General features: G+C 31.7%; 12 protein-coding genes. 11 read left to right on the top strand and 1 reads right to left on the bottom strand.

The genetic code is table 11. The features are described from left to right. The first annotated feature begins 46 nt into the window (after window positions 1–46). The 4 genes from groES (at window position 47) to LQU93_RS07820 (ending at window position 5,389) form a co-directional block, all read left to right on the top strand. Window positions 47–307 carry a co-chaperone GroES gene (gene groES / locus LQU93_RS07835; protein ID WP_229933334.1) on the top strand — a complete coding sequence of 87 codons (261 nt, stop codon included), beginning with the start codon at window positions 47–49 and terminating at the stop codon, window positions 305–307. A 15-nt stretch (window positions 308–322) separates the two neighbouring features. After that, window positions 323–1,957: a chaperonin GroEL gene (groL, locus tag LQU93_RS07830; RefSeq protein ID WP_229933333.1), complete on the top strand. Its 1,635-nt coding sequence runs from the start codon at window positions 323–325 to the stop codon at window positions 1,955–1,957. 184 nt (window positions 1,958–2,141) lie between these two features. Next, window positions 2,142–3,518, top strand: coding sequence for a phosphomannomutase/phosphoglucomutase (locus LQU93_RS07825; RefSeq protein ID WP_229933332.1), 1,377 nt, complete (start codon window positions 2,142–2,144; stop codon window positions 3,516–3,518). A gap of 152 nt (window positions 3,519–3,670) precedes the next feature. Further along, the gene (locus LQU93_RS07820) at window positions 3,671–5,389 is read left to right on the top strand and encodes an ABC transporter ATP-binding protein (protein WP_229933331.1); all 1,719 of its coding nucleotides are present in this window, start codon (window positions 3,671–3,673) and stop codon (window positions 5,387–5,389) included. Window positions 5,390–5,402: 13 nt separating this feature from the next. Here LQU93_RS07820 and LQU93_RS07815 read toward each other — a convergent pair whose 3' ends face one another. Next, window positions 5,403–6,308, bottom strand: coding sequence for an alpha-2,3-sialyltransferase (locus tag LQU93_RS07815; protein WP_229933330.1), 906 nt, complete (start codon window positions 6,306–6,308; stop codon window positions 5,403–5,405). 145 nt (window positions 6,309–6,453) lie between these two features. Between LQU93_RS07815 and neuC the strand changes: the two genes are divergently transcribed. The 7 genes from neuC to LQU93_RS07780 are packed head-to-tail and all read left to right on the top strand — an operon-like array spanning window position 6,454 to window position 12,628. Then, window positions 6,454–7,581, top strand: a complete 1,128-nt coding sequence (gene neuC, locus LQU93_RS07810) for a UDP-N-acetylglucosamine 2-epimerase (RefSeq protein WP_229933329.1) — start codon at window positions 6,454–6,456, stop codon at window positions 7,579–7,581. Further along, complete coding sequence (locus LQU93_RS07805; RefSeq protein ID WP_229933328.1) at window positions 7,578–8,258, top strand: acylneuraminate cytidylyltransferase family protein; 681 nt, start codon at window positions 7,578–7,580, stop codon at window positions 8,256–8,258. The genes neuC and LQU93_RS07805 overlap by 4 nt, the downstream gene beginning before the upstream one ends. Further along, window positions 8,251–9,285, top strand: a complete 1,035-nt coding sequence (locus tag LQU93_RS07800) for a hypothetical protein (protein ID WP_229933327.1) — start codon at window positions 8,251–8,253, stop codon at window positions 9,283–9,285. Before LQU93_RS07805 ends, LQU93_RS07800 begins: the two co-directional genes overlap by 8 nt. Then, window positions 9,272–10,321: an N-acetylneuraminate synthase family protein gene (locus LQU93_RS07795; protein ID WP_229933326.1), complete on the top strand. Its 1,050-nt coding sequence runs from the start codon at window positions 9,272–9,274 to the stop codon at window positions 10,319–10,321. Before LQU93_RS07800 ends, LQU93_RS07795 begins: the two co-directional genes overlap by 14 nt. A gap of 12 nt (window positions 10,322–10,333) precedes the next feature. Continuing rightward, window positions 10,334–11,224 (top strand): glycosyltransferase family 2 protein, encoded by an 891-nt coding sequence (locus tag LQU93_RS07790; protein ID WP_229933325.1) that lies wholly within the window; start codon window positions 10,334–10,336, stop codon window positions 11,222–11,224. A gap of 10 nt (window positions 11,225–11,234) precedes the next feature. Beyond that, a complete protein-coding gene (locus LQU93_RS07785; RefSeq protein ID WP_229933324.1) occupies window positions 11,235–12,206 on the top strand; it encodes a glycosyltransferase family 2 protein in 972 nt (323 codons plus the stop codon). Beyond that, entirely contained in the window at window positions 12,206–12,628 is a 423-nt protein-coding gene (locus LQU93_RS07780; protein WP_229933323.1) for a glycosyltransferase family 2 protein, read from the top strand. Before LQU93_RS07785 ends, LQU93_RS07780 begins: the two co-directional genes overlap by 1 nt. Window positions 12,629–12,642: the final 14 nt, after the last annotated feature.

Here is a 12,642-nt window from a genome sequence, read left to right as displayed (position 1 = left end):
TCACTCAAAAATAAAGAGTGCTAAAAATAAAACCAAAAGGATGAATATGAACTTTCAACCATTAGGCAAACGCATTTTAGTTGAGCGTGTGGAAGAGACAAAAACCACAGCTTCTGGCATTATTATACCTGATAATGCAAAAGAAAAGCCTTTAAGCGGAAAAGTATTGGCTGTAAGCAGTGAAGTAGAGGGCGTAAAGATCGGCGATAGCGTGGTATTTGCCAAGTATGGTGGCACAGAGATTACACTTGATGGCAAAAGCTATTTGGTGCTAAATCTTGATGATGTCTTAGGCGTAATAAAATAATTATAAGGATAGATAATGGCAAAAGAAATATTTTTTTCAGATGATGCAAGAAATCGTTTATATGAAGGCGTTCGTAAGCTAAATGACGCTGTAAAAGTGACAATGGGACCACGCGGCAGAAACGTGCTTATTCAAAAAAGTTATGGAGCACCAACTATAACAAAAGACGGTGTAAGTGTGGCAAAAGAGGTAGAGCTAAAAGACACACTTGAAAATATGGGAGCAAGTTTGGTTCGTGAAGTTGCAAGTAAAACAAACGATCAAGCAGGTGATGGCACTACAACAGCTACAGTTTTAGCACATGCTATTTTTAAAGAGGGTCTTAGAAACGTGACAGCTGGTGCAAATCCTATAGAAGTAAAGCGTGGTATGGATAAGCAAGTTGCAGCACTTGTTGAAGAGCTAAAGAGAATTTCTAAAAAAGTATCTGGCTCAAAAGAGATCGCACAAATCGCGACTATTTCGGCAAATTCAGACGAGAGCATTGGTAAGCTTATAGCTGATGCAATGGATAAGGTTGGCAAAGACGGCGTTATCACAGTTGAAGAAGCAAAGTCAATAGAAGATGAGCTAAATGTAGTTGAAGGTATGCAGTTTGATCGTGGTTATTTAAGCCCATATTTTATCACAAATACAGAAAAAATGTTGGTTGAGTTAAGCAATCCATTTATACTTTTATTTGATAAAAAGATTACAAATTTAAAAGATTTATTGCCGATATTAGAGCAAATTCAAAAGACTGGTAAGCCACTTTTAATAATTGCAGAAGATATCGAGGGCGAGGCACTTGCGACACTTGTGGTAAATAAACTTCGTGGTGTGCTAAATATCTCAGCCGTAAAAGCTCCTGGTTTTGGCGATCGCCGTAAAGCAATGCTAGAAGATATTGCTATCTTAACAGGTGGTGAGGTTATAAGTGAAGAGCTTGGTAGAACGCTTGAAAGTGCTAGTATAGATGATCTAGGACAAGCTGCGAGTGTTATCATAGATAAAGATAATACGACTATCGTAAATGGTGCTGGAGAAAAAAGCTCAATTGACGCTAGAATAATTCAAATAAAAGCTCAAATTGCTGAAACTACGAGCGACTATGATAAAGAAAAGCTTCAAGAGCGCCTAGCTAAACTAAGTGGTGGTGTGGCTGTTATAAAAGTAGGTGCAGCGACTGAAACTGAGATGAAAGAGAAAAAAGACCGCGTAGATGATGCATTAAGTGCTACTCGTGCTGCTGTAGAAGAGGGCATAGTAGTAGGTGGTGGCTCTGCACTAATACTTGCTTCTAAAAAAGTTTCTTTAAATTTAAGCGGTGACGAGGCAATAGGTGCTGAGATAGTTCGTCGTGCACTTCATGCTCCACTTCGCCAAATAGCTGAAAATGCAGGATTTGACGCTGGTGTGGTTGCAAATGCGATACAAACTAGCTCAAATGAAAACTACGGCTTTAACGCTACAACTGGCGAGTATGTTGATATGTTTGAAGCTGGTATTATTGACCCTGTTAAAGTTGAGCGTGTTGCACTTCAAAATGCTGTGAGTGTTGCTAGTTTATTGCTAACTACTGAAGCGACAATCAGCGAGATAAAAGAAGACAAGCCACTTCCAGCAATGCCTGATATGGGCGGTATGGGTGGCATGGGCGGTATGATGTAATACGCCTATAAAATCAGATGGCATTAAGTCATCTGATTTTTAAAATTCTCACATTTTCAAGAACTACAAAAACCTTAAAATTTAATCATTTCTAATTGTTTATAAGTGAAATTTTAAATAATTTCAATTTAATATTTTCTTGTTATAATTGCCAAAAATTTTATGATTGGATTATTGATTTTATATGAGTTTTGATAATATTTTTAGAGAGTATGACATACGCGGAATTTACGAAAAAGACCTAAATGAAACAAGCGTAAAGGTCATAGGTTATGCCTTAGGGCAAAAGATGAAAGAACTAGGTGTCACGAGCGTAACTATTGGGTATGATGCTAGACTTAGTGCAAAAGAGCTTCGAAAGTGGCTACTAAGCGGACTAAATAAAGTGAGTGGACTTAGTCTATATGATATTGGCTTAGTTCCTACTCCTGTTGGTTATTTTAGTGTTTATGCTGATTATTTTGATGCAAATATCATGATAACTGGCTCACATAACCCAAAAGAGTATAATGGTTTTAAGATTACAATTAAAAAAGATAGTTTTTTTGGAGATGATTTACAAAATTTAAAAGATAAAGTAAATGAAATAATTTTAAGTGGTGAAAAGATTGATGACAACGCCGCATGTAAAAATTTTGACATTATTACGTATTATAAAAACTACTATGTCAAAGAATTTTGGCATCTTAGGTATTTAAAGATACCATTTGTGATAGATTGTGCAAATGGTGCTATGGGAACGGCTTTAATGCCTATTTTACAGGAACTAGAGATAGACGCTCATGTTTTATATCATATCCCAGATGGAAATTTTCCAAATCACCATCCAGATCCAAGTGAAAAAGAGAATTTGCAAGACGTAATCTCTTATATAAACAGTGGTAAAGCCAAGCTTGGTTTTGGATTTGATGGAGATGGCGATAGGATAGCTGTCATCACACCAAAAAGAAATATAAAAGGCGATGAATTGGCTTATTTATATTCGCTAAATATGGAGCATCCAAAGGTGCTTGGTGAGGTCAAATGCTCGCAAGTTATGTATGATGAGATCGCTAAGGTCGGCGAAGTTTTTATGGGCAAAACAGGGCATAGCAACATCAAAAAGATGATGAAGGAGCTAGGCGTGGATCTTGCAGCAGAGGTTAGCGGACATATCTTTTTTAAAGAGCGATATTTCGGCTTTGATGATGCACTTTATGCGATGATGAGAGTGCTTGAGCTTGTGCAAAAGGGCTTTGATCTTGATGCTGAGCTTGACAAGATGCCAAAGGTTTATAGCACTGATGAGATAAAGATACATGTTGATGAAGAGAGTAAATTTAAGATAGTTGAGAAATTTAAACAAGCTATAAAAAATAAAGAGTGCGATTTGCCTGAAATTTTAAATATTATTGAAATAGACGGCATTCGTATCCAGTTTGAAGATGGCTGGGCATTAGTTCGTGCATCAAACACAACGCCAGTTATTGTGACTAGGTTTGAAGCAAAAAGTGAAAATTTACTAGAAGAGATAAAAAATAAAATTTTACATATAATACAAAATAAAGCAACGATATTATAAAATAAGCTTTTATGCCACTATGCTTCTGAGCTTGCTTGATATTGTTGCTTGGTTTAAATGTCGTTAAGCAAACCAAATGGCTTATGATTTATCTTGCTATTGGCTCAAAATAACGAAGTTTTGTGCTAAACTACTATAGCAAGGATTTATTGTTGAATTTTGTTAAAAAGATAAATTTTATTTTATTACAAAATAGCAAGAAGAAGTTGTTTTTTTTGTTTGTTTTTTCTATTTTTATATCCTTTGTTGAATTAGCTGGTATATCTCTTATAATACCGTTTGTTGCTGTTATAAATAATCATAACTATGTTTTTGAAAACAAGTATATGAATTTTGTATATGAGATTTTAAACATGCAAAGTGCCTTCGATTTTGCATGTTTGATCGGTGTTTTTTTGGTGTTTTATTATTTGTTTAGAGCTGTTGCTTTAATAGCTCACACTTATGCAGTTTCTAAATTTTCAAAATTAAAGTATATTCAAATATCTCAGACATTGTTTTTCAAAATTTTACATTTAGATTATGTTGCTTTTACAAATACAAAAGAATCAGACCTTACTAAAAGTATTACTAGTGATGCTTTTAATGTTTCTTCTTCGCTTATGCATGTTTTAAGTATTATAACAGAATTTTTTATATTGATTTTTTTATATGTATTAATGCTATACGCTGATTTTAAATTAACTTTATTTATATCACTTGTTTTGCTTTTATCTATAGTGATAGTCTTGAAACTGATCTCGCCTAAAATAAAAAAATGTTCTACTGAAAAAGAAAAAAATCAAAGGTCATTTTTTGCTATTTTGTCTCAGGTTATAGGAAATTATAAAATTTTTAAAATGTCTGCTAAAAAACAACAAATAGTGCAGGATATGTTCCGTGATGCTAGTGCAAAATTTTCTGCATCTATTACCGTATATGATGTAGCATCTCAATTTCCAAGACTTTTTTTAGAGACTATTATGTTTTTGATGTTGGTTAGTGTGGCCTTTTTTATCTTGTTTGATTTTGAAAACACAATGAGTGATAAAATTCATATTTTGAGTTTTATTATGTTGGCAGTTTATAGGATGTTGCCATGTATAAATAGAATATTAAATGCGTATAATCAAATTTTGTTTAGGCATAAATCAATTGATATAGTTTATGATATTTATAAAATTAAACAAGAGAATTTTAAAGATAACGAAATTGAATTTGACAATGACATTAGATTAAAAAATCTAGAGTTTTCGTATGAAAAAAACACAAAGATATTGAGTGATATAAATTTAAACATAAAAAAGGGCAGTAAAATTGCGATTATTGGTTCTAGTGGTAGTGGCAAATCAACAATGATTGATATTATTATGGGGCTTATTGTTCCTAGTAAAAATGCATTGTTTGTTGATGATGCGTGTGTGAATGAGAATAATTTAATATCATGGAGAAATAAGATAGCCTATGTCCCACAAGGAATTTATCTATTTGATACAAGTATAGCTGAAAATATATATTTTGGAAATACTCGTGACGATAATAAGATAATAGATGTCCTTAAAAAAGTATGCATGTATGATTTTGTGATGAGTTTAAAAGATGGAATAGAGACAAATGTCGGCAGTAATGGCGTAAAACTAAGTGGGGGACAAAGACAGCGTATAGCCATAGCTAGAACTTTATATAGTGACTATGATGTATTGATACTAGATGAGGCTACATCCGCACTTGATGAAAAGACAGAAAAGGCTATTATGCATGAAATTTTATCATCAAATATAGATCAAACTATAATTATAGTCACTCATCGCTTAAGTAGTATTAAGGATTGCGATTATATCTATGAAGTTAAAAATGGAGCATTAATTCAAAAAAACAATACTCAAAACTAGACACTTAATGTGTCTAGTTTTTACTTTTTAAACCAAGCTTAACTAATACTCTTTTAAACTTTTGTTTTATGAATTTTCTGAAATTATCATCTAATTTAAACAAAGGATCTGTAGCCTTTATGTATTTAATATAAACCTCTTGGCTTGGCATGATTATATCATTAATGTAGTTGTTTGGCTTATCTTCTAAGACAAATTTGCATTCGTTATTTTTTTCTGGCTTAGTATGTATATTGTTATCTTTTAAATGTCTATCTAGTATGCTATCTGGACTTATGCATATAAAATTGACATTATAATTGTTTTTTAAAAACTTCAAGGCCTCTATATCAAAATATTCTTTGTGATATGAATGCCTATAATGATCTTCTTTAAAGGCATTAACTATAGTAGTTAAATTTTTCTTCTTTGTATCAAATGCATAGTAATCTAACTCTTTTGAATAAAAGTCAATTCCTGTTAGATATATGTTTTTATATCCTTTTGCGACAGCATATGCACACATGTATATGCTTGAAGTTATACGATTGTTTTTGTACATTTCGTTAAATTTTACAAATGCATTAAAATCTTTTAGGATACTATATGCATCATATCCGTCTTCTACATCAGGAAAAAATAGCTTTTGTATAGTTTTAAAATCTTTTGCTTCGAATTCACTCAAACATAAATTTGACAATATAATGTTTTTGATTGTGTATTCGCCTTTTTCTATCAGTGTTTTAAATGTAAGGTATTGCTCTAAAAGCACTCCAAGATTTAAAAATGCATATTTACAGGTTTTGCCTATAAAATATCTATCTTCAAAATAAAATTGATTACACCTAAAGACATCATAACTATCTGGTAGCAAAGAGTAGTCTATATTTTTTAAGCTCGGTCCGTTTCCAGCTATTAAAGCGTTTGTGTTATAGTTCAAATTCCCCCCCCCCCATTTTCATGGAAAGGTCTTGTTTAAAATTTATTTTATATCAAAATTATATCTATTTTGATATAATTTTATCTTTAAATTTATAAAAAAGATGTATAATCAAAAGCTTAATAATATATTTTAGGGTTTATTTATGTCGTTCAAAAAAAAACTACTTTTTATAACTGGAACTAGAGCCGATTTTGGCAAACTAAAGCCTCTTTTATCATATGTGGAAAATAGTGATAAATTTGAGCTTTTTGTTATAGTTACTGGTATGCATATGCTTTCTTTGTATGGCTCTACATATAGAGAGGTTATAAAACAAAACTATAAAAACATATATTTAGTTAATAATCAATTTGAAAATGAACCAATGGGCTCAATTCTTGGCAATACGATAAACATTCTAACGCGTTTTTTTAAAGAGATAGAGCCAGATATGGTATTTGTTCATGGGGATAGAGTTGAGGCACTAGCTGGTGCTTTGGCTGCCTGTTTTGAAAGAAAGCTTGTATGTCACATAGAGGGTGGCGAGCTTTCTGGCACTATAGATGATAGCATAAGGCATGCTATAAGCAAGTTTGCACATATTCATTTGGTCGCAAATGATGAGGCTAAAAACCGACTGATTAAAATGGGCGAGGATAAAAATAATATATTTATCATCGGTTCGCCCGACATTGATGTGATGAATAGTGATACTTTGCCAAGTTTAAAAGATGCAAAAGAGTATTATGATATAAATTTTAGTGATTATGCCATATCTTTATTTCATCCAGTTACCACAGAGTTTGAACATATGCAAGAGTATGCAAGTGAGTATTTTAAGGCTTTAAAAGATAGTGGCAAAAATTTTATTATGATTTATCCTAATAATGATCTTGGTTCAAAATTTATCCTTGCACAGCTACAGACTTTGCAAGGATATAAAAATATAAAGATCTTTCCATCCATTCGATTTGAGTATTTTTTAACCTTGCTTAAAAATGCTGAATTTATTGTTGGTAATTCAAGTGCAGGAGTAAGAGAAGCTCCATTTTATGGTATAAATGCTATTAATGTTGGCACTAGGCAAAACAACAGAAGTTCTTCAAAATTTGTTTATAATTGTTGCTATGATAGTAATGAGATTTTAAAAGCAATCTTAAATTTAAAACTAAATAGTATGCTAGAAAAAGAGATAAATTTTGGAAGTGGCGATAGCCTTGATAAATTTATTGATTTTATTAATAATAATAAGATCTGGCAGACTAATTTACAAAAGGTATTTGTAGAATGAGTAATGTTGCAGTAATACTAGCTAGAGCTAATTCAAAAGGCTTAAAAAACAAAAATTTAAGAAAAGTCGGTGGAGTATCTTTGGTCGCTAGAGCAATAACTCAAGCAATAAACAGTGGTGTGTTTGATGAAGTTATTTTATCAACAGATGGCGATGAGATAGCCAAAGAAGGGCTTAAATATAAAGCAAGAGTTATAAAAAGACCAGATGAATTGGCAAATGATACGGCAAGTTCAATCTCTGCAATGCTACATGCTTTAAATGAGTTAAAAATTACACAAGGAATTTCTGTTTTATTGCAGCCTACAAGCCCATTAAGAACAGCAAATCACATAAAACAAGCATTTGAAAAATTTAGCAAAACAGGTGCTGGTAGTTTGGTGTCTGTTTTGGAGTGCAAATCTCATCCATTTAAAATGCTTATTGAAAACGGCGATAAATTTATACCAGTAAATAATCTACAAAATCTAGAAGCACCTAGACAAACTTTGCCTAAGGCATATTTGCCAAATGGTGCGATATATATAAATAATATAGCTGAGCTGATTAAGTTTAAAAGATTTTTTATAGAGCCATTAAATTTATATGAGATGGATGAGATAAGTTCTGTGGATATAGACAGTTTGCAAGATTTAAAAAGAGCAAATTTACTTTGTAAAAGATTAAAAGATGAATGATATAATAATAGTCAATAATCCAGATGTGGTTTTTGGTGACATTAATAGTAGAAAAGATGGCGTAAGTGGCTTTATAAGATGCAAAAATGAAGAGGAATTTATAGAGCAGGTTATTCACTCATGGCTTGAAAATTCAGACGATTTTAATGTAGGTTTTTTAAGCGAACTTGTGGTTGTTTATAATGATTGTTCTGATAAAACAGAAGAAATTTTAAAAAATCTTTTAAAGATTTATCCAAATAAGCTTAAAATTTATCATTATATACCAAAAGTTTTTGCACAAGGCACAAAAGAGTATAAGGATTTGCCATCAAATGACTATCAAAGTTTAGTCAATTATTATAACTTTGCATTAAGTAAGACCAATTATAAGTGGGCTGTGAAAATAGATGGCGATATTATTTTAGAGCCAAGCAAGGCAAACGAGATTAAAAATTATTTGTTGCAAATGAAGCCAAATGAATACCTAAAACTAAGCGGTATCAACATTATAATGCAGTGTGGCGAAATTTATTGTTTAAGTGAGTCTATTTTTTGTGGTTTGTATTCTGATTTGTGTCTTTTTAAAGTAGATAAAGATACATTTTATAAAAAAGATAAAACTTGCGAGATTATGAACTACCCAAGTCATTATGTTGAGTTTAAAAGCGAGAGTTTAGATATCAATAATACATTAGTTGCATACTATCATATGAAATTTCAAAAAAAATATTTTGGTTTTGATGTGTATGATTTTAAAAACAACAATAATTCAAATTACTATCCAAAAACATGGATTTTTATTCTCTCAAGTCATCTTTTATCGCTAGATAAAATTTTATCTAAATACAACATAAGCATGAGAGATCCTAAAGAATTTATTGTGTTTGAAAATGACTATGTTGATTATAAAAAATCTTTTATTAAGATGTTAAAACAAAGCAATGAAAAAGGTTGTGATATAAGTGTGTGGCTAGATGAGGCCAGTTTGTTTGTAAAAAATAAAATTTGTAGTTATGGGGGGGGGAGACGCTATGCAAAATCCTAAAGAGTTTAAAATCCAAAATAGGTCAGTTGGCATCAATCATGAGCCGTTGATAATATGCGAGATAGGTATAAATCACGAAGGAAGCTTAAAAACAGCTTTTGAAATGGTAGATGCAGCGCACAGGGCAGGTGCAGAAATCATCAAGCATCAAACTCATGTTGTTGATGATGAGATGAGCGATGAGGCAAAAAGCGTAGTGCCAGGTAATGCTGATGTTAGCATTTATGAAATTATGAATAGGTGTGCTTTAAGCGAAGAAGATGAGATAAAGCTTCAAGAATATGTCCAAAGCAAGGGCATGATATTTATCTCTACGCCATTTTCTAGAGCGGCGGCATACAGACTTCAAAAGATGAATATACCAGCTTATAAAATAGGCTCAGGTGAATGCAATAACTATCCACTTATAAAGCTAATAGCGTCATTTGGTAAGCCTATAATTTTATCAACTGGGATGAATAGCATACAAAGTATCAAAAAAGCGGTTGCTATCATTGAAGAAGCTGGAGTTGATTATGCACTTTTGCATTGTACTAATGTCTATCCGACAAAATATAGCGATGTTAGGCTTGGTGCAATGAGTGAGCTTATGAGAGAATTTCCAAATGCAGTTGTAGGACTATCCGATCATACAACTGATAATTATGCATGTATGGGTGCTGTTGCTTTGGGTGCTAGTATATTAGAAAGGCATTTTACAGATAGCATGGATAGGATAGGTCCTGATATAGTTTGCTCTATGGATCCTGCTGCGTTTAAAGAGCTAAAAACAGCCTCGTCTGCACTAGCTAAAATTAGATTTGGACAAAAAGATACTTTGGTTGATGGTGAAAAACCAACAAAGGCATTTGCATTTGCTTGTGTTGTAGCCGATAAAGATATAAAAAAAGGCGAAATTTTAAGTGCTGAGAATTTGTGGGTTAAAAGACCAGGTGGAGGGGATTTTAGTGCTGATGATTATGAGAGCTTGTTTGGCAAAGTTGCTAAAAATAATATTGCAAAAAACTCACAAATAAAAAAACAAGATATTTGTTAGTTGGGAGATTTTATGGGTGATGTTTTGATATCTGTTGTTATGCCTGTTTATAATGCGCAAAAATATTTAGATGAAGCAATACAGAGCATTTTAAATCAAACATATAAAAATTTTGAATTTATTATCATCAATGACGGCTCAAGTGATGAAAGTTTAAATATAATACAAAAGTATAAAAAACAAGATGAAAGAATAGTTTTAATAAATAGGCAAAATAAAGGACTCGTTTATTCATTAAATGAGGGCATAAAGATATCTAAGGGTAAATTTATAGCTAGAATGGATGCTGATGATATATCTTTAAATAATCGTTTGGAGCTTCAGCTTAAGTTTATGCTAGAAAATAATTTAGATATTTGCGGTGGTGATTTTGTTTATATGGATGAAAATGGCGGCGATATATCTATAAGTATCGTTGCAAAAACCAAAGACGAAATTGCAATAGCCATGACAAACACTATCGCATTTGCACATCCAAGCGTAGTGATTAAAACAGAATTTCTTTTAAAAAACAATCTTTTGTATCAAGATAAAAAAGCCGAAGATATAGACTTGTGGGCTAGGATGTATAACTTTGGTGCTAAATTTGGCAATGTTAATGAGATTGTGCTTAGATATAGAGTAGTTAGCACATCGCTTTCTCATTCTAAAGATAAACTAAAAATACTCAAACAAGACGCAATTGAAACTTTTAATAGTTTTGCTTTACAAAACAAAAATCAAATAATAAAGTCTATAGATAAAGCTCTAAATCAAAAACTTTACAATCAACGCCAGTTTGAACTCATTAAAGCTATTTTGACATTAAGGCTTGGCATAAAATATATAATAATGGCATTTTTAAGATTAAATTTCATATGTTTTACTAAGGGAATTTTGTCATATATAAAGTTTAGACTTTAAAAGGTAAATTATGAAAAAATACGATGTTAGTGTAATAGTTCCAGTTTATAATGTAGAGAAATTTATCCAAAAATGTGCGGTAAGTTTGTTTGAGCAAGATCATGACAGTATAGAATATATCTTTGTAAATGACTGCACTCCTGATAATAGTATGCAGATTTTACAAGATGTCATAGATAAGTATCCAAATAGAAAAGATGATGTAAGGATTATTAATAATCCAGAAAATATCGGCTCAAGCAAGACTAGGCAAGTTGGCTTAAAAGCTTGTGGGGGGGGGTATTTGCTATTTATGGATAGTGATGATTGGACCCAGCCTGATATGATAAGCAGTATGTATCAAAAAGCAAAAGATGATGATGCTGATATAGTTTGTTGTGATATGTTTTTGTGCTCTAATGATGCACAAGTGCATAAAAAAGAGCCATTTGTATATTTAAGTGATGCGGATGAATTTGTTGGTGTTTTAAGTGGAGCGATTTGGGCTACAATGCCAAATAAACTAATAAAACACAAGCTTTTTGAGACTGTAGAATTTCCTAATTTTTGCTTTGCGGAGGATGTGTATATAATGGTGCAGCTTTTTTACTATGCTAATAAAATTTCATACACACCACAAGCATTTTATTATTACAATAGAACAAACACATCTAGTTTAACCACTAAAAAATCACACGATACACTTAAGGACTTAAAGCAGATGTATTTAGTGGTATGTGAGTTTTTAAAGCAAAAAAATATCTATGAAGCATATATTAAATATCATAGAGTAAGAACGGTAAATGTTGTTTTGTATTATTTTAACAAGGATTTTAAAAAAATTATAAAAAGTATAGATAATGAAATTACTCATTTGGTCATTTTGCAAAATCAAAATCTATCTTTTTTTAAAAAAGTAGTATTTTTATTGCCTTTTTTTGGTTTTGATAGATTATTTGTTTTTATTAGGGATTTTAGAAGGAAAATTTTAAGGGTTTGGTGATGAGTAATCAAAATAATACGTTAGTTTCTGTTGTAGTTCCTGTTTATAATGTCAAAGAGTATTTAGTCAATTGTTTAGATAGCATCATATCGCAAACCTATAAAAACATCCAAATCATTTTAGTTGATGATGGAAGTAGCGATGGAAGCACTTGCATATGCAAACAGTATGCCAAAGAAGATGATAGGGTTGAGCTTATATATAAGGAAAATGGCGGACTAAGTGATGCTAGAAATTTTGGCATCCAAAGGGCTAAAGGAGAGTATATAACATTTATTGATAGTGATGATTGCGTAAGCAGGTATTATGTCGAAAATTTATTAAATTTGTCTCAAAAAACAGGCTGTGATATAGCTATTACAAATTTTGAGAAAATAAATGACGATAAAAATTTAAGATTATCAAGGATGGGGGGGGGGTAGAGCGATAGATGAAA

Origin of the sequence: Campylobacter majalis, assembly GCF_905120465.1 — a bacterium.
In the GTDB taxonomy this organism is placed as follows: domain Bacteria; phylum Campylobacterota; class Campylobacteria; order Campylobacterales; family Campylobacteraceae; genus Campylobacter_A; species Campylobacter_A majalis.
This window is presented reverse-complemented; position numbering and strand designations above follow the sequence as displayed.

Coding starts and splice junctions, on each gene's coding strand:
- groES (WP_229933334.1), top strand. CDS start 47: ATGAACTTTCAACCATTAGGCAAACGCATTTTAGTTGAGCGTGTGGAA.
- groL (WP_229933333.1), top strand. CDS start 323: ATGGCAAAAGAAATATTTTTTTCAGATGATGCAAGAAATCGTTTATAT.
- LQU93_RS07825 (WP_229933332.1), top strand. CDS start 2,142: ATGAGTTTTGATAATATTTTTAGAGAGTATGACATACGCGGAATTTAC.
- neuC (WP_229933329.1), top strand. CDS start 6,454: ATGTCGTTCAAAAAAAAACTACTTTTTATAACTGGAACTAGAGCCGAT.
- LQU93_RS07805 (WP_229933328.1), top strand. CDS start 7,578: ATGAGTAATGTTGCAGTAATACTAGCTAGAGCTAATTCAAAAGGCTTA.
- LQU93_RS07800 (WP_229933327.1), top strand. CDS start 8,251: ATGAATGATATAATAATAGTCAATAATCCAGATGTGGTTTTTGGTGAC.
- LQU93_RS07795 (WP_229933326.1), top strand. CDS start 9,272: ATGCAAAATCCTAAAGAGTTTAAAATCCAAAATAGGTCAGTTGGCATC.
- LQU93_RS07790 (WP_229933325.1), top strand. CDS start 10,334: ATGGGTGATGTTTTGATATCTGTTGTTATGCCTGTTTATAATGCGCAA.
- LQU93_RS07785 (WP_229933324.1), top strand. CDS start 11,235: ATGAAAAAATACGATGTTAGTGTAATAGTTCCAGTTTATAATGTAGAG.
- LQU93_RS07780 (WP_229933323.1), top strand. CDS start 12,206: ATGAGTAATCAAAATAATACGTTAGTTTCTGTTGTAGTTCCTGTTTAT.